We start from the raw sequence: 20,272 nt of genomic DNA, 5'->3' as shown, positions 1-20,272 counted from the left end.
TTATTAATAGATTACTAATTTAGTGGCCTCACTGACGCGTTCCTGTCCAAAAGCTTCTCAGGTTGAACTTTACCCGTAGCACTTTCTAGCTTGAAAGTGCCTCCTTCCTTGTTAGATCTTTTACTGATTAATATCTTATTAATCTGAAATTTTCCTACTTAAATTTATCCGATTGAATTGAAAACTTAGCGTTCCTGTTGTTAGGAAAAATTTTGCGACATAGTGCGTGCTATAAACCAAACTATTGATTATTAGTTGAACTAATGTAACTAAGAACTCATTATATAAGAAAAAAAGACGACAACTTGTCGGCTTATGAACGTTATGGCTCTACAGGAGAATTGATGTGAAGAAATTTTTTGATATCAGAAATGGTGAAATATTTACGTTCTTTTTTGGTGACAACGAATACAAATACTCAGAATGTCAAATTCTTGCTGAAAGAATCGACTTCAATCAATACGTTGTAGATGCAGTTGTTAAAACTGTAGATGGGTATTATTTTGACCTACTAATCGTGGGTGATGGACCTCACTCATTCGATAATGGGGTTCTCTTTGGGCATTACACTGTTGAAAGAATTACTGAAGAAGCTGCAACAGATTTGGCTGACCTTACTAATGCCTTTAGCGCCAAGGCATAACAAACAGTCAAGGTTTAAAGATATTTTTTCTAATCCAAATCTCGCACGTTAGAACCTATACTCTAACGTTCTTTTGTCCAAGAATGAGTTGTTATTAACAAATTTGATGACTATCTTTGTAGATACATACTTTGCTTACATCATTGTAATAGTTGCTTTGCCCACTTTCTTCCAGTCCGAGAGTGGGCTTTTTTACTTTGTCATACCTATAGTTATTCATTAACTGCTAGATTAGCAAAAGTGCTTGCTAATAATTGTTCAGAACTTCATCGAAACAGGTCTCATTGTACTGTCGTTCGGCAATAGAGATCACACCTCTTAGCCTCAGGAGTGACAAAAGAAACGTTTGACTGGTGTTGAGGGGGGAAATTAAGTAGGATGCTCGGGTTGTTTGATATGTATCGTATACTTATCAATAGAATAGACACTCTTTTAGCCGGCACTCTCTCTCGTGCTGGTTTTTTTTACCTGAAGAAAAAGGCACGCTCACTGGGTAGCCTTGGGCTGAGATTAATATTTCCAACTAGGAAGCTGTAATGATTTAGGGATAGGGCTGTAGCAAGGGTATTCGGTTTGCAACCCATACTCAACAATACCCGCCATTGATCCAGCGAATGAGGCTGCATAGTTATTTCTTCTATACTTCTGTGGATCGTTCTGAGCGGTTTTTTCTAACACTGTCCAAATCATGTATTCCATAAACTCAGGGTGACGCTTGGGATCGAGCGCCATGATATCGCGCATGCAAAACCAGTTATTGCCGCCTAAGTCTTGTTGACGACTGGCACTGCCAAAATACGCCGCTTGTAACCCCTGCAGGTAGGCATTCAGGCGCATCGACTCTATGGTGTCTGTTTCATCAATGTGCTGCAAAAAGTAAGGCAGTTTGGTGATGTCTGCCATATACCTACCTGAGGTTGCTAAGCTTGGATGTTCATACTGTTCTTGTATCTCGCTCAGCAGTTGAGTGAGCTCAGGAGAGTGGGGTTGAGCTTGCGCGCTCGCGCAGGTCAGCAGCAGTAAGGGTACGATTTTTTTCATGAGTCTTCTCTTCTTAGATACCTGTCCATAATGTCAGTGTTCAAATGGTGCATAAAGTCCCTTTTATGCGCCGTGATCAATACTACTTGTTTGGGTTTTGGGTGTATCGTGGCGCCGCAGGGTACGTTTGAACCGACGTCACGTATTCCGTCCTTTTAGGTCTGGCCACTTCAGCCTCTACCTCGGGCTTGATGGTCATCTCAATGAGGGGGGCTGGCTTGTTAATGGACTTTTGCGCCTGACTTTGCTGGTACTTGACGTTATCCGTCACCCCGTTAAAGCGCTCTTCATTAAACAGTCCACCGGTTCCTTTGTTGCGCAGTACATCGGTACGTGTTTGTGCGACCCTATCTTGGGTGTTATCCCATCTTTCCGCCATCGTTTTATTCTGCCCTGGTGTCAGATGAGGCTGACCTGTTGGTGTGCTGGCTTGATGCTCTTGGTTCATTCTTGCCACGACGCGCGCGCTGTCGCCATCGAGTCCCGCCATGGTCGCAAAGGCTTCCGTGCGAGTGAAGTTCTGCCAATTCATTTTAGCTTCCGCAATGTCTTGCGGTTGGTAAGCGGTCATCAGGCGTTGAATGTCTTTCGGATTATCAATAGTTTGTTCCAAGTAGTTCTGGAACCCTTGCACCGCATTGGCCGTGAAGCTGGCGCCGCCCGATTCCAAACGAGTTTGGGTGTTGGATAGGGCATGTAAGTCGGATTGACTTTGCATCACGCTGGCACCCAGCGATTTAGTGTTGCTGGCGTTAATCGCAAAGTCATGCGCAAACTGCTCAACCGACGTGCGCGTGTCTTTGTTGTCCACTTGCGTGCCAGCACTGGTGACGGCATTGGCTCCGTCGGTGTATTGTTGAGTGGCTTGCTCAAGCTGCTGCTTTTGCTCGCTGCTCATGTTGCTGTAAGCCGTACGCTCTTCATCTGACCATTTCACGCCACCGCTTGCGCTGCCGCCCAATGGCCCAAGCTTGCCTCCTACGCTGACATCCACACCGGCATAAGCGCTTTGCAAGTAAGCTTGCGATTGGTCTCTCGTCCAGCCCGTTTGCTTGCTGACGTTATCAATGGCGCTTTGCATGTGACTCATACCCTGACTGACTTGGGTATTAAAGCCACTGGTACTGCCTTCACCGTAGCTGAGGTTTTTACCCACACTGTCATGCCAGCGGTCGCTCAGCGATGCGCCCGCCTGAATGCTTTGCCCCAGTTGGCTGCTTTGTTGTGTTAGGCTTTGCTCGGTTTGACTTCGAGCATTGGAAACACTGTCTTGCAACATGGCAGAGGTGTTGGCGCTGATGTTGCCACGGCTGGTTGTTTGCGTGCTGTCGTAGGTGGTGCGTCCATCGGCGTGTTGGGTCGTCACAGAGCCGTCTTGGTTTTGGGTGTAGCTGTGTCCTTGGTTGATTAAGGTATTGGTATCAAACTTATTGGCATGGGTGTTGTTCATGCTGTGGTTATCAATTTGCATGCTACCAAAATCCAAATTACCGGTTGAAGCTGCCGCGCTTGCTCTGGCATTGGTGGCGTTGATCATACTTGATAACTGGTAGTTCATGCTCGACATGACCGATTGCCCGCCTTTGAGTATTCCCCCGGCGATTAACGGCACCCCTATCATCAAGATGCCGGTCATCCAAGCAAAGCGGCTGTGCAGTTCATCGGCCGCATCGACATTGGAGAGAACCAATCCACCAAATTGACCGGAGACATCGGTGGAGAGGGACTCTAGCCCCCAGAGCTGGAAGGCGTTAATGATGGCAAAGAGTGCCGGCCACGTCGCGAGAAAGGCAAACGTCCCAACGTAGTTTTTCAGTACCATCATGGTTAAGCCTGGAATGACCGCTGCGCCAGCAACAAAAAAGCCTAAGCAAGCAAACAGCATGAACAGCATGGTATGGAGCATGGGTAAGTATTCTCTTGCCATGAGCCCAAGTGACGCCCACATCGACGTGGTTTGCAGTTTGTTGGTGGTATAGGCGTAATTGAGCGCCGCTTGGGTTGGGTCAAGGCTGTCAAGGTTGTAACGCAGTTCATTCATCAGCATGTTTTGCTTAATGGTGTTGGAGGCGCTGGTACTGATGGCAAAAAACTTGTTGTAGTTACGCTGCAGCGATTGCACAATTTGTGGTTTATAACGATCCCCCATTTTTCCGAGTAAGTGGTGTGCTAACAAGGTGACGTTTTCGTTCGCGGCCGCATTAAACCGCTGCTTCACTATCGGGTACGCTTCTTCACACAGCTTGTAGCTGCTGCGACCGGCGCCTTCGTCAAGGTAAAGCGCACGCAGTGGGCTTTGCCTAATGCCATCGAGAAAGGCAAAGATATCGGGGGCGGCAAAGAGTTCATCCCAGGTGTATTTGCCGTTGATTCTGACGTCCCCAATCATGCAGTTATGAAAATAATCACTCCACAGTTTTTTGAGTCCAATTTCGCGCACGCTCGATTGTCTTGAGAGCTGATAGAGCTCAGAGCCAAACAGCATGCCCGTACGACCGTAACGCTCATCGTCTGAGGTCGTAAAGATGCTTTCCACCCCCTCAGCCATCCCCACCATGATAGAAGAGAAAAAATAAGTCGGCACGGCGACAAGGTAAGGGACGTTATCGACTTTGTACACTTTTCCTGGTTGGGTTTTGTCGATGACGAGCATGTCGGCTTTCATATTGATGAGAAACAGGGGCACCACAAAGAAGACCGCCATCCATTTGATGAGGTCTTTAGGGCGACGGGAAAGCATGAAAATAAACAGGCTGGTGATGAGCCCCAGCATCATGCACATCTGTAAGTAATCCCCAAAGGTATTGGTTCTGAAAAAAGTGGCAAGGGCGTTAAAGGCTTTGTTGATCACCTCGCCCGAAGTGTAGGTGTAATAGTCGAGTATCATAAGTTAGTTCCCATAAGCCGTCACAGGTTTGGTTGTCGTGCCAATGTCTTTCTGGCTTTGCTGCGCTGTTTTTCTTTGCGAGTCGATAAGTTGATTGCGGTTGTTGATCGCTTCAATGGCTTTATCGGCAAGACCAGCGGTAAAGCGTTTGGCGTTATCGATATCACGGGTGATGAGGGTGATATCATCTTGGCTGTTGTTGGTATTGGCCAGTGATTGGCTGGCAATACTCAACATGTTGGTGAGGTATTGGTTGAGCAAATCCACCGCTATCATTCGTGAGTAACTGCTGATATCCGGCGTTTGATTGGCGGACAAGTCATCAATAAAAAACGTTAATATGGGTGTCTGAGTCAGCTCTAAAAAGCTCTTTTGCTTATCCGTGAGTTTTTGGTCCGTCGCGATGCTTCGCAGTATTGAATCCAGCTGCTTGCGTATTTGGCTTTGAATACCGCTTTGCTCACTAATGGATAAGTGATGGCGTTTGGTGATAGTAATACACGCTTTGGGGGCGGTGTTTTTGCACTGGTAAATATCGGCTTGGCCCCCTTCTAGCAACACGTTGACCAAATTGTTGTTGTCGGTTAACAAACTCGGGTAGTAACGAGGGTTACCGTTGGCGTCGTACACGTAAGTCCCTGAAGGCTCATCATAAACTGCGCAAGGTTTTTATCTGCAGATAAAAACGCGTTGTTCATGATCGCAGACCACACCACATTGTGATTCGTTTGGGTGAGGTCTTTCAGGGCTGGGTCGCTTTTGGCGTTCGCCAATTGACCCGCGGCTTGGCCCCCTGCGCCACATTCATGTTGGGCTTGTACCCAATCTGAGAACGCATTGTTTTGTGTGCCGAGTGTGGCACAGACGTGCTTTTTGGTGGCGGGCGCGGTAAAGGCGGCCAGTCCTCCGATGGTGGCTTGCGCCGCTTCACAAGAGTTCACCGACTGGTTTAAGTATTTGTCGGCGATGGCTTGCAGGTTATCGAGGTTTTGCTTGAGCTGCGGGGCCCAAGTTTGCAACGCGAGATTGACAATAAAGGGCGGCGCATTGTGGATGATCGCTTTCCCCGCTCTGACTAATTGGTCTGAGTTGATATGAGAGAGCCCTCCCATGAACATATCAATGCCTGAGCACCCCGCACTGATGGCGGGCACAGTGACGCTAACCAGTTGCGCATCAACGATTTTATTGCGTACAAACACACTGCCTCCGGTGTAGTAGTGGGCAGATTGACCTTGATAGGCGGTCGGGTTCGAGACGTTGGCGTTGTACCCTGAACGGTCAAAAAAGCGGGCCAGTGAGTGGTCGGTGTCGGCATAGCTAATACTCGGTAACGTGATGAGTAATAAAGGAATAAGCCGCTTATGCACCGAAACGGTGGATAAGTAGTGAGTCAGTGAGCACCTCATTGCAACGCCTCCTGTACCCGTGGGTCATTGAGCGCGTTTCGAATGCTCTGAGCTAATGTGTTTTCTGGCACATCACCGATACTTAGGCGAGAAAACTTACGGCTGTTCACATTCATTAAGAAGGTGGCGGGCATGACCGCTTGGCCATTGGTTGGGAAAAAAGTGCGGCCTATTTTGGGGGTGACAGGGATAGGGGTTTCAAAGCCAGCCATGCCCGGCCCGTCAACAGAAAAAGCGTAAACTGGCAGCCCGAAGCGCTCACTAAGGCGAGTGATTTTAGGGGCGATCTTATGACAGTATGGGCAGGTGCTTTCAAAAAAGAACACCAGAGCGTATTGGTGGTGCATGTCGGCGTGTGCGCTGCCTGCGAATAGGGCCAGGCCGAGCAAAAGGGTGTGAATAAATGGCATAGTGCCTCCTTAATGGTTTAAAAATCGGATGGCTCAAAGTGGGTCGCCACGTTGTAAAAGCGCCCAAGCAGATCTTGTTGGCTTATCCAGCCATACGCCAGCGGCTTCATCTCTCCCGTTTTGGGGTGCACTAAAATCAATGCAGGGGTAAAGGGCACGGCGATTTTGCCTTGATTGTGGCGGTTCTCTTTGATGTTGGTGATGAAGGTGTCATCGTTGCTGATCCCCAGCAGTTCAAAGTGGTATTGATCCGCGAAAGCTTGAATGGAAGGGGCGAGTTGCTGACTGAGCGTATCGTTGCCGTCATAAACAAAGAAAAAGCCCCAACCGTCTTGCTTCATCTTCTCAACCGCATCGATTTTCTTTTTGTCTTCCAGTTCTAAATACACCTGCCTTGCCGCTTGCTCGGTCGGGTGGTCTTTGGTGTAAGAGAGCTCTGGCCTTTCCAGTAGTAGCGCTTTGAATGTCATGCCGAGTTGGTCAGTTTGGTGAGTAATAAATCGATTAAGTGCTAAGAACCGGGCCAGTTTTTCCTTATCTTTAGGGTGGAGGGCGGCATCGTTTTGCGCCTCCTTGTGCATGGCGTGGAACCAGTCCATTTGCGCGGTCGCTGACAAGCTTTTAGGACTGGATACGGTGGTTTGGGTGTTGCTTGGTAGCGGTCTGGTTTTGGGCGTTTTGGGTGCTTGTTTGGGCTCGTTGTACCATCGCCACCCTGGTGGCGTCTCATTCGCTAGGGTGGGAGAGACGTGAACCAGCAGCGCTAGGGCAATGACGCCAAGCAGTGGGCTTTTCATCATGATGACCTTGGTTTAGTGGATGGAAGAAGGAAATGGTTTTGTCTATTTTCCCGTCGCACTTTGAAGTCGTTGCTTGATTTCATCAAAGTTAGGCAAGTGGGTATTGGCGTGCATGTCTGGGTAGAACTCTGAAAAATCGATGTGCTCAAAGTTGATTTGACCGAGTTCTTCAGGCGTAATGGCAGCGCAAGTGGGGTGCTTGGCACTGCCCAGTCCTTTACCTAATTGCTGGATAGCGCCTTGCTCTTGAATGATTTTGGCCAGTTTGCTGTCATAGACGCAGTAGCTGCGTTTTTTACGTGTGCACACTCCTAGGACTTTTTTGGCGCAGTATTGCCCCACATACAGGGTTAACCCTTTCTCTTTCGCTTTTCCGAGCGCCTTTTCCCCTTCGCTGCATTTTGCGCCCAGATGGTGTCCCCAGCCTGAGTCTTTGCAGCAGTCATTAAAGCCTGCGAGTTTTTGGTCACACTGCATGGGTTTGCCAGTAAAGATTTTAGGTGGGTCGCCGACATCTTTTACCGCTTCGGCAAGTCCTGCCAGCGCTGCGACGGATTTATCAAAGTGGTCATTGAGTTTTGGCTCCGGAACATAGCAATCGCCATCAAGGCAAAAGGACTGTTCACCGCACTGCATTTGCGTGGCGCGACATGATTTTTCAGGACAACTTTTTTGGATTTCTTCTTCGACGCAAACCCCATTTTGTTGAAGGGAGCAAGCGCGAGATTGCTCGTTGCAGTTTTTGGGTAAACGGGCGCAGGAGTCTGCCAGCTCACAAAGATGATTCACTTGGTATTTCCAGCAATTCAGTGTGGTTGGCAAGCCATTCATAGTGTGGGTTGCCCGACCTTTGATACAGGTACGTTGCGTTTTTTTACATTCAGGTAATAACGTTGAACAACTCGATTGCCACTTCATGACGTTTTTCCTTATTTTGTAATGAATAGTGAATGTGCCGTTAAACAAACCATAATCATTGAGGACATCAATCGTGATGTTATTTGAGGTGCCTATCCCTGTTGCTTGATAGAAAGGGCTGTACTTTTGTAAACAATAAAAACCTGAACCACCCGATTTACATCGAACTCTCTCTGCTTGTGTGGTGTTGAAGTTTGAGCTACTAGGTTTTGTATGAATGACGATGCCATTTAAGCGAAATCGCACTCCTTTGTTAGGAATACACATTAACCCTTGGCACGTTAACACGCCTGGGAAATTAATCCCTGTCACCTCTGTGACGCCTTGAGGGAGTGAATAACGAATAGGTGTGAAGCCATTATAATGAAATGAAATACGCCCCGTTTTTATAATTTGCTTTGATACATAAGGCGTTTCAAAGCAAGTGACAGGGGTGTTCGTTGGTGAGGTGCACATGCGTGTGTGATCCTCAATCAAGCACTGCGTTCCTGTTTCACAATCGACATAGGCGTTAGACATGCCATGGGTCACTTCAAAAGCATTGTCTTGGCCAAGTAACGCAAAGCGCATCGTCGGATCGTGCTTTATATCAGGCTTCCCCTTATTGAAGGTATTCTGTATAGCTTGGGCGGTCTCATTGTTGGCAAAAGCGCGGTCTTTTTGGCTATTGATGTCGCGGTCAGAGAGGCGAGACTCGTTAGGGTTTTGTATCTCTTTTTGGCAAGCTGCGTCTTTGCAGTAATCGTCGATATTAAGTGGGAGTGAGCTGGGCTTTAGGGCTTGCTTTGCCGTTTGTTTTGCCCAGCTAGCGGCATCAGTGAAGGTTTGCTGTTCGCTGGTCAAAGCCGATGCAGAGAAAAGACTGAGCGCGAGCACGACACATAGATAGCGGCGCATAGGGAACACCTCATCAAAAGTGATGGTAAGAAAAACTCATTGCGAATAAAGGGTGCGCAGCAGAGGGGGAATGTTTTGCTGCGCATCGCCCGTGGTGAGATAATCCAGCGCTTGATAAAGTGAGATATTGCCGTAAAGAATGTCGTAGTCAGTCGTGGAGCAAGGTTGCTTTGGCAGGCAGCGCCCAGGCTTGACCGAAACAAAAGCGGGCACCTTGGTAATATCAAACTGCTTGAACCAATCCGGACTGATTGAAAATCCACTCTGGATAGGCGCTTGGTTGGGGGAGCGTATTAATGATTCGATGCGCTGAGCCGTGGCAGGAAAGCCTTCAGGCAAGACGCCACGTATCACAAGAGGGACGCCGAGATGCTCACTTTGCATCAACAATTGTTTCAGTGCTGTATCTGGCATGGTCAGTGACACAAACACCATTACGCCTTTGGGGGCTTGGTCTGGATTACGTGTGGGTTTTTGTATTCCCAATAAAGGAGAAAGGCTCTCTTCTTTTATCAAATCTTGAACATTGCGGCTAAGCGTCAGCGCTTCTTCTCGATAAGCATGGGCTTGGTTTTGTATGTCGTCTGTATCCCATGGCTTTGCTGTCTCTGGTTGTAAAGCCATGTCTTGCTCAAGTTTGGCAAAGGCTTTGAGCTCTTGCTTTGTGTAAGCATGGCTTGGCACAGAGACAAAAAAACACAGCAAAACAAGCGCGCGCCATAAGGCGCGCTCAAACGATGGAGTGGTCATGTTACCCCCTTGGTCATGGGCGTTTAAATGGTGGATAGAGGGTATAAGCGTCTTGAAAGCTGATGGAGTGTACTTTGCGGGCATTCAGCGCCTTGCAATACGAGAAACAGAAATGTGCCAAAGGAAAGCAGCAATAGATGTGCTTGTGAATCGCTCTATCCGTCTCTAAAAAGTCCTCAAGCGCGCTCACGTTGCAGGCAATAAACAGATCGAACTCGCCTTGTAATGTCGGTTGTGAGAACGTCATTATGGCCTCCTATAAAAATACACAGTTACGTTTTCGCCACTGAACGAAACCAAAATTATCTCCGGTGACGGGGTTGTCGTGGCCCGCTTCCCATAAGGTCGTGGTGGTCGTATAAGGGTGGCACCACACTGCATCAGGGATAGGTGACGACATTTGATAACGGTAGCGAGATTTAGGTAAGATCGGATCGGGGTATTGGTAACAAATGGTCCCATCTTCCCCACGCGTTTCCCACACAATGCCTTGCCGGTGAAGCTTGTAGTTGAGTTTTTCCATCAACAGTGTGGCGGCTTGGATCGGCGTATCTCGATAGTTGGTGGTGCCGGTCAGTGGATAAGCACTGCCCTGTGAGCCCAAGCACCAAAATAACGCATCAATAGGCAGCGTCACATTAGTGGAAGTGAGCATCGCTTCGGGGACACAAGCAAGTTGTGCCGTCAGATCACCAAAGAGTAAGGCTTCTGGGTTAAGGACTAGCGAGAGCTCGTCATCATCCCAAAGTGGGTCTATTTCCGTCATGTAGGCGACGTCAAAATTATCCGTTGCCATACAAGCGGTCGATTGCATCAATTGCAGCCAATAAATGACCGGGTATTTATACCAATGGGCATGGTAAAAGCCACCGTCGCTACTGTCATTGTCACGAGCGGTGACGCGTCCTCCTATTTTTTGGCGGTTGGCACCAGAAAGCTGTGTGCCCATATTCACCATACAATAAGGCACGCGGGTGACGTCGGTTAAGGCGTAAGGCTCCCAATAGCCGATATTGACGCCCACTTGAACAAAGACAGGCGGCGGTTTAGGGCAGTAGGATATCGGCATGGTCGGGTTATTGGTGTCGGGGTATTTCGAAGGCATGACCGTGGCCGATCCGATGGTCATGGGAAATAAGCAATCCCAACAGATGTCTGTGATGGGATTGATAAAGCGGCTTTTGCACGCCGCACTGGCGGCTTGGGTCGATGGCGCAATAAAAACCCATAGGCAGCACAGCAATAAAGGAAAGTGTCGTGGTGTCATAAGGCGTCCTTTTCCACGCGTGGCGTGGTACTCCTTTTGCCTCTACAAGCGGCTTCGCCTCGTTATCGCAGTCAAAAGCGAGCTCGATTAACCAAGTGCTTGGAAGCATAATCAAGGGGGTGTCATTTTCATCGTTTAGGGCTTGTCATTGGTTTATCTCCAAGGGTGACAAACCGGAAACGTTGACCTCATCAATGCGCCAGCGTGTACTTTCTTGATAAGCAATGGCGGGAACGTGAGTGATGTGCAGTTTTCTGGTTAAAAAGCCGTCTTGCGCAAAATAGATTTTGCTGTCCAGTAAGGTGGCCATTTTATTCGGACTGCCTGCGGTCAGTATCCACTTGATGGGCTTATCATTGTGGTACTCACTGGCAAAGCGCCTTTGCTGCGCGTCTCTGGCATCAAAAAAGACTAATACCTTACTCAGTTCAAATTGAGGTAGCGCATCCTTGTCGCCTGCCCTTGGCCAGGTTCGGCTGTCAAAGGGGTTAACCTTGGTGCCCGCTTTGGCGATGACTTGCCCGGTGGCGGGTACAACGATGTCTGTCGGGATCACGATGCTTGGGTCAACGTAAAAGGTGCGTGGGTTGGTTGTGGTCGTCAGTCCTTCGACGGGCGGCGGGTTTTCAATGCTTTCCTTGACTCGCTGGGTAAACGCCTCCTGCATGTCAGCCAGCTTACCATTGGCTTCAAATTGTCTCAGCCTGTGGTCAATCCATTCCAGCATGTCCATTTCTCCGATTGGAAAGACCGGGGCCACTTGCCCCAATGTTTTTCCATAAGCGTGAAAAGCGGCAACGCCTGTGACGAGGATAACAGCCAGCGAGCTAAGTGCTCGCCCCAATCGCTTGGTTAAATGCCTCAATTTCCTTGCCGTAGTAGTGCATGGAGGTCTGTTCAATGGCCTCTTCCAATGGCAAGCCTTGGTGATAAAGATGTTCACAGTATTCAAACTCCTTGGGCTCGGTTGAGAACATGGCGCGTTTTACTGGTGAAGCAAAAAAGCGATGGTAGGTCACGTGTCCGCCGGCTTTGATGCGGGCGCAGCTGTAGCCCGCAATGGCAGAGGGAGCAAAGCTTTTGATAAGCTGCTGCTCATACTTTGAAAAGGCGTCGGGGTTTTGGGTTAGGTAGTCATCAAACCCCTCACCTTGGCGAAGAATGATGTGGATATCGGAGTTGTTGTAACACGCTTTGGCTTCTTCACTGCTAAAGAAGTCTTCAATGCCTTGAGTCACGGTACAAAAACTGCCGCCGAATTTACGTGCGGTGCGATAGCCGGTGTTGATGAACGCTCTGGCTTGCTCGTTCGCCCCAGACAGCAAGCTCCATGCCTCTTCAATGATGCACATCTTTGGCGTCGAGCGAGAGCCAGATAGGTACATTTGCTGGTTAATTGAGACCATAAGAGCAAAGATAACAGGTCTTAGAACGGCAGGTGGGAACCCATCAAGCTCTAGGGTGGTGATGTCAACGTTAGGGTCAAGCATGGAAGGTTTGTTGAACACATCGCCATACATGCCGTCAGTGCAGAACTTTTTCAGCTGCACGGCAATGTCTTTGATGCGTCGATCGCTCTCTTCTCCGGCAATCTCAATCAGGGCATCTCTGACATCATCCACGAGTGCTTGGTTACCCTTGCGCTCCCATGCGGTCACGATGGCATCGCCTAATACACTTTGCTGGAATGCGGTTAATGGTGTGTATGGGGAGGCGATGGTTGCAAATAGGGCCGTGATGTTATCGAGCGCTTCCATCATCGGGTCTACTGGCTTGCCTTCGTCGTCCACAAATTCAAACTCAGCGTTTTGCATCGCGCCCAAATGGGTGAACGGGTTTAAGAAAATATTGGCGTGTGTCATGTAGGTGCCACCAAGACTGAGGGTGAGCTTTTTGTAGCTGGCCCCCTTATCGAGTATCCACACTTTACCGCCCATAGCATAAAGGGTTTTTGCTATCTCTTGAACTAAGAAGCTCTTACCTGCCCCAGAGCCTCCGGTTAAAGCGATATTTTGGTTATCACTGCCACAGGTGAAGGGGTTAAAGAAAGAGATTTGCTGGCGCATCGTCGGAAGCAATACCCCGCCTTTGAGTTGACAAAAATCCATGATGATCGGAAATAAGTTGACGAGGTTCGAGCTTTTTAATGTGCGAACCCGTCCGGCTTTTTTGCAATCTCGCCACAATCCTTCACTCATCATAAAAGGCAGCGTGGAAAGCAGCGCTTGTGGTTGATTCATTTTCAGTGGAATGATGTCGAGCCCGGCCTGACTGAATGACTCTTTCGCCGCCTGCGTGTCTCTCTTTTGGCTGTTTTTGTCCGTCAAGAGGGAGAGCGTCAATACCATGGAGGCGATGGTGAATTCTTTCGATAACAGGCCTTTTTGTAGGGCTTTGCGTTCTTTAAGTTCATCTTCTGCCGTTGGTGCGAGCAGCGCCATTTGGCTGTTCACCGTTTTGGTGAGGTCTTTTATTTTGTTGTCATTATCCGCATTTTGTTTACCGGTAGGCTCATGACGAAAACTCAATGTGACGCGGTGAGGGCAGGGGATATTACGTGACACATTGCGAAGAGAGGAAAACGCCTCTGGCAAAGCATAAAGACGATAATCCCCCGGCAGCCTTGACAGTCCCATGTTGACAATACGAGTGTGGACATCGTCCCTTTGGTCGTTGGTGTGACGGGTGGCAATATGCCCTCGATGGGTAAGCGCTTCAGTGTCTGGCGATAATGCTTGCAGATTTAACGGCTCGAGTGGGTTGTAGCTTTTTTCCTTTGGTCTGTCTTGGGTTTTGTCGAAATTTAAGATATCCCCAATGCCCGTAAGCAGCATTTCTGGTGTGACGGGCAGTAGGTCAAAGCCAAGCTGCGTTAATCCGGTCTCCAGTGTCGTGCGCGTATCCATCAGCTCTTGTGGGTCTTTTTCAGTGGTAGAGACAAAAAAGAAGGCATCGTAGTCACGAAGGTCGAAACGGTGGTTCTTTTGCCGATGCAAAAAGCCATGCTGCGCGGCGTAATGGGCATAAATGGCATCATCATTGGCCATCTTTTGGCAAATCCCCCCACGTTGACTGAGTAGCGCTTGATTACCTTCTAAGTAATGCGCCACGCGGTTATGACCAAACAGCTGCACTTGATAGTCCCATTTATCGCCTTCGGGTAAATCCCCCACGAGATGGCTGAGTGACTGAATTAAGTCGTCATTCGCACCGCCAAGCACACTGATTTTAAATCCAAAACCGCGAGAATGGGTGTTTTCAAAGACGCGCTCAACGGGATCATAGTCTCGATAGGGCAGTTCATGATGAAGGTGGTTTTGGGCGCGTTTTGCCTCTTGGAATAATGCTGACAGGCCATTATTGATGGTAGAAAACATGGTTAATCCTTTTTCATTGACCAAAACAAAGACAGTGGCCAGCTGGCGCAAGCATTCATACACGCTGATAGGTGGTGTATGAATGCTTTTTTTAGTGTTGGATTCATGGCTAATCCTTCCAAATTGCGCGAACTGGACGACCAGACCATTGGCTTTCATCTAAGACGAAGTAGACATCCATCGTATCGATGTAGTTATTGTCTTTGTCGATAAAAGGGAAGACGGTGAGTTTTTTGACCTCTTGTTGGCTTCGCTGTGGCTCTCCATCTCGGTTTCGTCTTGGCAGTAGGGTGAAAGCAGTGGGGGGTGTCGTTTTTGCTCGGTTGGTTACCGTGACATTGTCCCCCGTGTAACCGTACACGTTATCTCGTACCTCATTCATGGTGACGCAGCCTGACACGCCGCCGACTTTGTCGCAGCTGTATTCACTGTCAAAACCTGCGCTGCAGCCCGTTAGCGTGAATAATGCAAAAGATAAGTAAGATAAAATTTTCAATCTCATGATGGTTATTCCTCACGCCCAAAGCCCACGCTGTTTAACCCTTGTTGGGTGAGTTTTTGCGCTAATGGGTTGATGGGGGCGGTTGGGTTGACTTGGGACAGGGCGGGCGCATTGGTGATGACATCCAGTATTTGATTTGTGCTGGAGACGTGGTCGCGCTGCTCGTTGATACGTGTCTCGTACTCCTCAGCAAGAAGCGGATCGAGCGGAAAGCCTTTTAAAAAGACAATGTTCACCACGGCGCCGGGATTAACTTCGACAATCGGGTGGTACAGCTCGGCAAGCTTGATGTAGTAGTCTGCCAGCTTACTGCCCACGCTTTCGGTTGCGCCGCCTAGTAGGCTTAAGCCTATTTTGTCGCTGTCAACACTGGTGCTTGGTCCTAGAGCGGTTGGTGTGGTGGTTTGTGCTAGGGCTTTACCTGCGTCTCCCACCCCTTGCAAGATACCCGCAATACCGGCCATTTGAACGATTTTACCGTTTTTCAAAATGGTGGTGCCACGGATGCCGTTGCGACCAAAGTTAAAAACGGTCGCATTGACGGGAATATCTAAGATATCGCCGTTGTCTTGAATACAACTGATGCGGTTAGTGCGGGCGACGCCACGACTGGATGAGATTTCACCGTAAACGGCGCCAGTGATGGTGCAGTTACCCAGCTTCGATTTTTTACCATTGGGTAAAATACCCTGATTGACGGTCTGAAAGATTATCGGTGACGTATCCCCTTGACCTGAGACGCCCGCATTGGCATCGGCGCCGCCGGTGACTACGGCGGTAACAAAAGTGCCAGTAGGCACATAATTATCGGTTGTGCGACGGGATTTTTTCTCATCGATACTGGCTTGCCAATGAAATTCAAAACTATCAAACGCATCGCCGCTAAAGGCCATGTTATCTTGGTTGTGGTAGGTGAACTCATTCATGTTGGTGGCATCCACATCATCCCTAATGGCTGGTTTGGGTGGCCGTTTATATTGACCAAACACGTCACCTTTAGCCGTGTTCGACTCATAAGGCTGATTCGGGTTAATGATGGGACCTGCCGCAAGCTGCGCCTCTAACTCAGCTTTGAGCGCATCGACTTCATCAAGCTTTTGCTGCATCTGCTGCTCTAGTCCGGCGAGCTGCGAATCTTGATCGCGCTTTGTGGTGGTTTTGATGTTCTCTATCTCGGATTGTAAACTTTCACCAAAGTGATTGAGCGTGCCTTCAAACTTGGTCAGGCTTTGCTCAAGTTGGTTAATTTTATCTTGCTGAAAGGTGAGGGCCGATTGGTTGTCTTTATCCGTAAAATCATCAGTAACAATCTCGCCAAACCCGATCGTTTCATTTTGGGTTTGCTCTGGCTCGGAAGGTAAAGTGAATCGCCAAGTTATAAAGGTAATCACCCCCACCACGGTGAGTGCCACAAACGTGATGTTGCGGTTACGCTTTTGTGTGGCCGCATTGATTTCTCCTCCCTGCTCAAAGTCGCCATCAGTGTCTTTGAAAAACCGTTTCTTAAACTCGTTTAAGGCGTCTCTTTGTTTATCGAACATGGGCTGCCCCTCCTCCAGTGATGAGATAGAGCGTTGTGGTTTGCCCTGGTGCTAAGTGGTCAGCATCAAGCCCGGCTGAACGAGCGGAATAGCTGTAAAACTGCGCGGTGGTGAGAGGCATCTCGCTGCTGCCTTGATTTTTAAGCTGGTAAACCACGCCAGAGTAATCGCTGCCAACAAAGACGGTTTGAGGAATGATAGCCAGCTTACTGTCATCCTTTGGTAGCGTGTTGGGGTCAATGTCATGACGTTTGAAGCCGGCAATGGGGGAGCCATCATGAACAAAGTGCATCATGGCTTTGGTGAGTGCCGTCATGGCAGCGGGATAATCCGCTGCAAGCTCTATCGGACTTTGCTGCTCTTGGTCACTTTCAGACCACACAAACTCGGTCACTAAAGCCGGGGTGGCTTTGGGGGTAATAAATAGGGCAAATAAATGCCCCTTTTCCGTGGTCAGGTGCGCAGTAAACGGCAAGGCGATGTTGATTTTTAGTGTGATAGAGCCAGAGGCGTCTTTTTGGTTGCCTGATGAGGTACAAAACCCTTTTGGGCAGACAATCGCGAGGATGCGGTCATTTTTGACCACTAAGCGGTTGATGTTAATTGAAGAGAGTGCCAAAGGTATGGTGTCACCTTCGGCAAACTCATAGCTGACTTTAGCGACGTTCTTCGCCATGGCAAGGGGGGCAATAAAAAACGCCAGTACTAGAGCGATGGAGATGAAGTGATAGCGCCATCGCTGCTGTGGGGATAATGATTGTTCATCAAGATTCATCGGTGTTGACCTCGACTTCTTCAATGGAGAGTAAACCTATCACGCCATGTTCATAGCTAAAGCCGACCTGATACCATTTCATTTCTGGCTCTAAAGCACGCTGTCCTACGTACTTTTGCTGTTTGCCGTAGAGTTGCACTTGGAGGGTATCGAGCGAAATGCGGACTGACTCGACGGAAAACTGACTGCTGATGTTGTCTTTTTTAACGACTGTCGCCTCACGAAGTAGCTTAGGTTGCACGCTGTGCCAGCTTTGCTTATCGACATATTCAAGAAGCTGGCCAAACTGGCGTCCGACGTTGGCAGGGGTTACGTTAAGTTTGAGGTAGACAAAATAATCCGCCATCTGCTCAAGGTAAGGTTCATCGACGGCGTTATCAGAGACGGTGAACGCTTTTGAAACTGTAGGAGGAATGAGGGTTCGACTTTGATGGGTTAGGGATTGATAACTGGTGTAACCCAATACCAAATTGGTGATAAGCATAGCAAGAAAGCCTGTGTAGTGGTCTAATGATCCCGGACACCAAATTAGGTGGTAAAGTCTCCACCATAAATGAGGTGTTCAATGACAAAACGACAACGACGTACATTTTCAGCTGAGTTCAAACTAGATGCTGCAAGTTTGGTTCTTGATCAAGGGTACTCCATACCTGAAGCAGCTAACTCTATGGGCGTAGGTGAAACAGCTTTACGGCGATGGGTCGACCAACTCAAAGTTGAGCGAGGTGGGATGACTCCAACGACTAAAGCCCTCACGCCTGAGCAAAAGAAAATCCAAGAGTTAGAAGCCCGGATTAACCGGYYAGAACGAGARAARTCCATATTAAAAAAAGGCCACCGCTCTCTTAATGTCRGACGAACTCGAACGTTCTCGTTAATAGACAAGTTGAGGGAGCATGARTCGGTCAAAATGCTTTGCGAGCTGTTCAACGTAGCTTCGTCTTGTTATTACAAGTTTAAGCAACGCAAGCCGGATGCCAATCGTATTCGTCTAGCTAGCCAAATTAAAGAACTCTTCAACATGAGTCGAGGCTCTGCTGGCAGTCGTACTCTTGTCTCRATGCTGAGCGCAGAAGGCATAAAAGCCGGACGATTTAAGGTTCGCCAGATAATGCGTGAAGCTGATTTAATGAGTAAACAGCCAGGTTCGCATCGATATAGACATGCAAAAGTAGAGAGGTTAGACATTCCAAATCTACTGAAGCGTGAGTTTTCTGTGAGTACTCCGAATCGTGTTTGGTGTGGCGATATTACTTATATTTGGTCAGGTTCGAAGTGGACCTATTTAGCGGTAGTGCTTGACCTATTTAGCCGACGCGTTGTGGGGTGGTCTTTATCCGATAAGCCCGATACCGAATTAGTCTCTAAAGCTTTGGACATGGCCTGGGAGCAACGAGGATGTCCGAAGAACGTAATGTTCCATTCAGATCAAGGTTGCCAATATAGCAGCCGCAACTATCGCCAAAGACTTTGGCGATATCGTATAACTCAAAGCATGAGCCGTCGTGGTAATTGTTGGGACAACGCTCCCATGGAGCGGCTATTTAGAAGCTTGAAAACCGAGTGGATACCAGCAACAGGTTACCTGACACAAGCTCAAGCTAAGAAAGACATCAGCCATTACCTGATGAGTTACTACAATCGGCAACGGCCTCATCAAACAAATGATGGGCTGTCGCCAGTGAATGCCGAAAATCGGCTTAAGTCAGTGTCCGGAATTTGTTGACCACTACATCATTCCCTAGACTGACGAAGGAAGGAATAGGGAATCTCTTAATTACCTTTGACGCGATAGATTCCCAACTCAGTCGTTCCTCCTTCTTGGGAATGACGAGAGCATGTGGCTTAGGTAAGGTGCGATCTCTTTGAGTTTTTTATCTGTAGTGATTTGTATTATCCGTCATTCTCGAGACTGACGAAGGAAGGAGTCGGGAATCTCATTGTGGATTTCGAATAACAATAATTCCCCGACTTATTGATTCCCTGACACCACATATCTCGCACCAATAAGCTCATTATGGTATATATGTGCCTTATTCTAGTTCCTTCTTTTTCAACCGGCGAAAGGTGTTATGCGAATTTTTGCTTTAGTACTGCTCATAGTGTTTGGCTGGCTACAACACACACTGTGGCTCGGTAAAAATGGTATCTCTGATTACTACGGTGTGAACAACGAAATCCAAGTTCAACAGCAAGTAAATGAAAAGCTGCATATTCGAAATGCAGAAATGTTTGCTGAAATTGACGATCTACGCCAAGGCTTAGACGCGATAGAAGAACGCGCACGTCATGAACTTGGAATGGTCAAAGAAGGCGAAACGTTTTATCGCATCATTGGCGAGGAATCCCATTAATGTCGACTCAACTTCAAAGCGTGATTGCCGTTGTACCTGCAGCGGGCGTCGGTAGCCGAATGAAGGCAGACCGCCCTAAGCAATATCTCAAGATTCACGGTAAAACAATTTTAGAGCACACCGTTGAGAAATTACTGTCTCACCCACAAGTCGCTCAAATTGTCGTTGCGATCAGCGATGATGACCCATATTACCCTGAGCTAGCACTCAACCAGAATCCACAAGTGATCAGAGTGTCAGGCGGAAGCGAGCGAGCAGATTCTGTACTCTCTGCGCTAAACTATATCGCTGAGCAGCAGCTTAGTGATTGGGTAATGGTTCACGATGCGGCAAGGCCTTGTGTTCAGCTAAGTGACATCGACAAGCTAATTTCCGCTGCAATGAGCCATGATGTGGGCGCTATTTTAGCGGCTCCAGTTCGTGACACGATGAAGCGCGGTGCCCAAGGGCAGATTGAGCATACCGTTGAGCGTGCCGATTTATGGCATGCACTTACGCCGCAAATGTTCAGAGCAAAGCCTCTGTGGAAGGCATTAAGTGAGGCGTTGCAACAACGCGCTTCAATTACTGATGAAGCCTCAGCCTTTGAATGGAAAGGTTTATCGCCCGCTTTAGTGGCAGGGCGTTCAGATAATTTTAAGATTACTCAGCCTGAAGATTTAGCGCTTGCTGAGTTCTATTTAAGTCAGAATAAGGAATAA

General features: G+C 48.3%; 18 protein-coding genes and 1 pseudogene. 4 read left to right on the top strand and 15 right to left on the bottom strand.

Annotation, left to right across the window (positions count from 1 at the left end):
• The first annotated feature begins 346 nt into the window (after window positions 1-346).
• Window positions 347-643, top strand: a complete 297-nt coding sequence (locus HRQ85_RS15775) for a hypothetical protein (RefSeq protein ID WP_172380017.1) — start codon at window positions 347-349, stop codon at window positions 641-643.
• A 510-nt stretch (window positions 644-1,153) separates the two neighbouring features.
• Here HRQ85_RS15775 and HRQ85_RS15770 read toward each other — a convergent pair.
• The 15 genes and pseudogenes from HRQ85_RS15770 to traE form a co-directional block, all read right to left on the bottom strand.
• The gene (locus tag HRQ85_RS15770) at window positions 1,154-1,684 is read right to left on the bottom strand and encodes a hypothetical protein (protein WP_172380016.1); all 531 of its coding nucleotides are present in this window, start codon (window positions 1,682-1,684) and stop codon (window positions 1,154-1,156) included.
• Window positions 1,685-1,766: 82 nt separating this feature from the next.
• Window positions 1,767-4,571 carry a conjugal transfer mating-pair stabilization protein TraG gene (traG, locus tag HRQ85_RS15765; RefSeq protein ID WP_172380015.1) on the bottom strand — a complete coding sequence of 935 codons (2,805 nt, stop codon included), beginning with the start codon at window positions 4,569-4,571 and terminating at the stop codon, window positions 1,767-1,769.
• Window positions 4,572-4,574: 3 nt separating this feature from the next.
• Window positions 4,575-5,980: pseudogene (locus HRQ85_RS26490) on the bottom strand (conjugal transfer protein TraH).
• On the bottom strand, window positions 5,977-6,390 hold the full coding sequence (trbB, locus tag HRQ85_RS15755) for a type-F conjugative transfer system pilin assembly thiol-disulfide isomerase TrbB (RefSeq protein WP_172380014.1): 414 nt from the start codon (window positions 6,388-6,390) through the stop codon (window positions 5,977-5,979). The pseudogene HRQ85_RS26490 and the gene trbB overlap by 4 nt, the downstream one beginning before the upstream one ends.
• A 17-nt stretch (window positions 6,391-6,407) precedes the next feature.
• Entirely contained in the window at window positions 6,408-7,187 is a 780-nt protein-coding gene (traF, locus tag HRQ85_RS15750) for a type-F conjugative transfer system pilin assembly protein TraF (RefSeq protein ID WP_172380078.1), read from the bottom strand.
• Window positions 7,188-7,232: 45 nt separating this feature from the next.
• Window positions 7,233-9,005, bottom strand: a complete 1,773-nt coding sequence (gene traN / locus HRQ85_RS15745; protein ID WP_172380013.1) for a type-F conjugative transfer system mating-pair stabilization protein TraN — start codon at window positions 9,003-9,005, stop codon at window positions 7,233-7,235.
• A gap of 36 nt (window positions 9,006-9,041) precedes the next feature.
• A complete protein-coding gene (gene trbC, locus HRQ85_RS15740) occupies window positions 9,042-9,755 on the bottom strand; it encodes a type-F conjugative transfer system pilin assembly protein TrbC (RefSeq protein WP_172380012.1) in 714 nt (237 codons plus the stop codon).
• Between the two features lie 13 nt (window positions 9,756-9,768).
• Window positions 9,769-10,002 carry a hypothetical protein gene (locus HRQ85_RS15735; protein WP_172380011.1) on the bottom strand — a complete coding sequence of 78 codons (234 nt, stop codon included), beginning with the start codon at window positions 10,000-10,002 and terminating at the stop codon, window positions 9,769-9,771.
• A gap of 9 nt (window positions 10,003-10,011) precedes the next feature.
• Window positions 10,012-11,022 (bottom strand): conjugal transfer pilus assembly protein TraU, encoded by a 1,011-nt coding sequence (traU, locus tag HRQ85_RS15730; RefSeq protein WP_172380010.1) that lies wholly within the window; start codon window positions 11,020-11,022, stop codon window positions 10,012-10,014.
• A 145-nt stretch (window positions 11,023-11,167) separates the two neighbouring features.
• Window positions 11,168-11,866: a type-F conjugative transfer system protein TraW gene (gene traW / locus HRQ85_RS15725; RefSeq protein WP_172380077.1), complete on the bottom strand. Its 699-nt coding sequence runs from the start codon at window positions 11,864-11,866 to the stop codon at window positions 11,168-11,170.
• Window positions 11,850-14,399: a type IV secretion system protein TraC gene (gene traC / locus HRQ85_RS15720; protein WP_172380076.1), complete on the bottom strand. Its 2,550-nt coding sequence runs from the start codon at window positions 14,397-14,399 to the stop codon at window positions 11,850-11,852. Before traC ends, traW begins: the two co-directional genes overlap by 17 nt.
• A 109-nt stretch (window positions 14,400-14,508) precedes the next feature.
• Window positions 14,509-14,901: a type IV conjugative transfer system lipoprotein TraV gene (gene traV / locus HRQ85_RS15715; RefSeq protein WP_172380009.1), complete on the bottom strand. Its 393-nt coding sequence runs from the start codon at window positions 14,899-14,901 to the stop codon at window positions 14,509-14,511.
• A 5-nt stretch (window positions 14,902-14,906) separates the two neighbouring features.
• On the bottom strand, window positions 14,907-16,442 hold the full coding sequence (locus HRQ85_RS15710) for a TrbI/VirB10 family protein (RefSeq protein ID WP_172380008.1): 1,536 nt from the start codon (window positions 16,440-16,442) through the stop codon (window positions 14,907-14,909).
• A complete protein-coding gene (gene traK, locus HRQ85_RS15705; RefSeq protein WP_172380075.1) occupies window positions 16,432-17,217 on the bottom strand; it encodes a type-F conjugative transfer system secretin TraK in 786 nt (261 codons plus the stop codon). The genes HRQ85_RS15710 and traK overlap by 11 nt, the downstream gene beginning before the upstream one ends.
• On the bottom strand, window positions 17,207-17,701 hold the full coding sequence (gene traE / locus HRQ85_RS15700) for a type IV conjugative transfer system protein TraE (RefSeq protein ID WP_172380007.1): 495 nt from the start codon (window positions 17,699-17,701) through the stop codon (window positions 17,207-17,209). Before traE ends, traK begins: the two co-directional genes overlap by 11 nt.
• Before the next feature lie 81 nt (window positions 17,702-17,782).
• Between traE and HRQ85_RS15695 the strand changes: the two genes are divergently transcribed.
• The 3 genes from HRQ85_RS15695 to ispD all read left to right on the top strand — a co-directional run bounded on the left by HRQ85_RS15695 (window position 17,783) and on the right by ispD (window position 20,272).
• Window positions 17,783-18,943, top strand: coding sequence for an IS3 family transposase (locus tag HRQ85_RS15695; RefSeq protein ID WP_172380006.1), 1,161 nt, complete (start codon window positions 17,783-17,785; stop codon window positions 18,941-18,943).
• A 346-nt stretch (window positions 18,944-19,289) separates the two neighbouring features.
• Window positions 19,290-19,571: a cell division protein FtsB gene (gene ftsB / locus HRQ85_RS15690; RefSeq protein WP_010435786.1), complete on the top strand. Its 282-nt coding sequence runs from the start codon at window positions 19,290-19,292 to the stop codon at window positions 19,569-19,571.
• Window positions 19,571-20,272 (top strand): 2-C-methyl-D-erythritol 4-phosphate cytidylyltransferase, encoded by a 702-nt coding sequence (ispD, locus tag HRQ85_RS15685; protein ID WP_172380005.1) that lies wholly within the window; start codon window positions 19,571-19,573, stop codon window positions 20,270-20,272. The genes ftsB and ispD overlap by 1 nt, the downstream gene beginning before the upstream one ends.

Source organism: Vibrio sp. Vb339, from assembly GCF_902751245.1.
In the GTDB taxonomy this organism is placed as follows: domain Bacteria; phylum Pseudomonadota; class Gammaproteobacteria; order Enterobacterales; family Vibrionaceae; genus Vibrio; species Vibrio coralliirubri.
The sequence above is the reverse complement of the archived record's forward strand: the minus strand, read 5'-3'. Positions and strand labels throughout refer to the sequence as shown.

Coding starts and splice junctions, on each gene's coding strand:
- HRQ85_RS15770 (WP_172380016.1), bottom strand. CDS start 1,684: ATGAAAAAAATCGTACCCTTACTGCTGCTGACCTGCGCGAGCGCGCAA.
- traG (WP_172380015.1), bottom strand. CDS start 4,571: ATGATACTCGACTATTACACCTACACTTCGGGCGAGGTGATCAACAAA.
- trbB (WP_172380014.1), bottom strand. CDS start 6,390: ATGCCATTTATTCACACCCTTTTGCTCGGCCTGGCCCTATTCGCAGGC.
- traF (WP_172380078.1), bottom strand. CDS start 7,187: ATGAAAAGCCCACTGCTTGGCGTCATTGCCCTAGCGCTGCTGGTTCAC.
- traN (WP_172380013.1), bottom strand. CDS start 9,005: ATGCGCCGCTATCTATGTGTCGTGCTCGCGCTCAGTCTTTTCTCTGCA.
- trbC (WP_172380012.1), bottom strand. CDS start 9,755: ATGACCACTCCATCGTTTGAGCGCGCCTTATGGCGCGCGCTTGTTTTG.
- HRQ85_RS15735 (WP_172380011.1), bottom strand. CDS start 10,002: ATGACGTTCTCACAACCGACATTACAAGGCGAGTTCGATCTGTTTATT.
- traU (WP_172380010.1), bottom strand. CDS start 11,022: ATGACACCACGACACTTTCCTTTATTGCTGTGCTGCCTATGGGTTTTT.
- traC (WP_172380076.1), bottom strand. CDS start 14,399: ATGTTTTCTACCATCAATAATGGCCTGTCAGCATTATTCCAAGAGGCA.
- traV (WP_172380009.1), bottom strand. CDS start 14,901: ATGAGATTGAAAATTTTATCTTACTTATCTTTTGCATTATTCACGCTA.
- HRQ85_RS15710 (WP_172380008.1), bottom strand. CDS start 16,442: ATGTTCGATAAACAAAGAGACGCCTTAAACGAGTTTAAGAAACGGTTT.
- traK (WP_172380075.1), bottom strand. CDS start 17,217: ATGAATCTTGATGAACAATCATTATCCCCACAGCAGCGATGGCGCTAT.
- traE (WP_172380007.1), bottom strand. CDS start 17,701: ATGCTTATCACCAATTTGGTATTGGGTTACACCAGTTATCAATCCCTA.
- ftsB (WP_010435786.1), top strand. CDS start 19,290: ATGCGAATTTTTGCTTTAGTACTGCTCATAGTGTTTGGCTGGCTACAA.
- ispD (WP_172380005.1), top strand. CDS start 19,571: ATGTCGACTCAACTTCAAAGCGTGATTGCCGTTGTACCTGCAGCGGGC.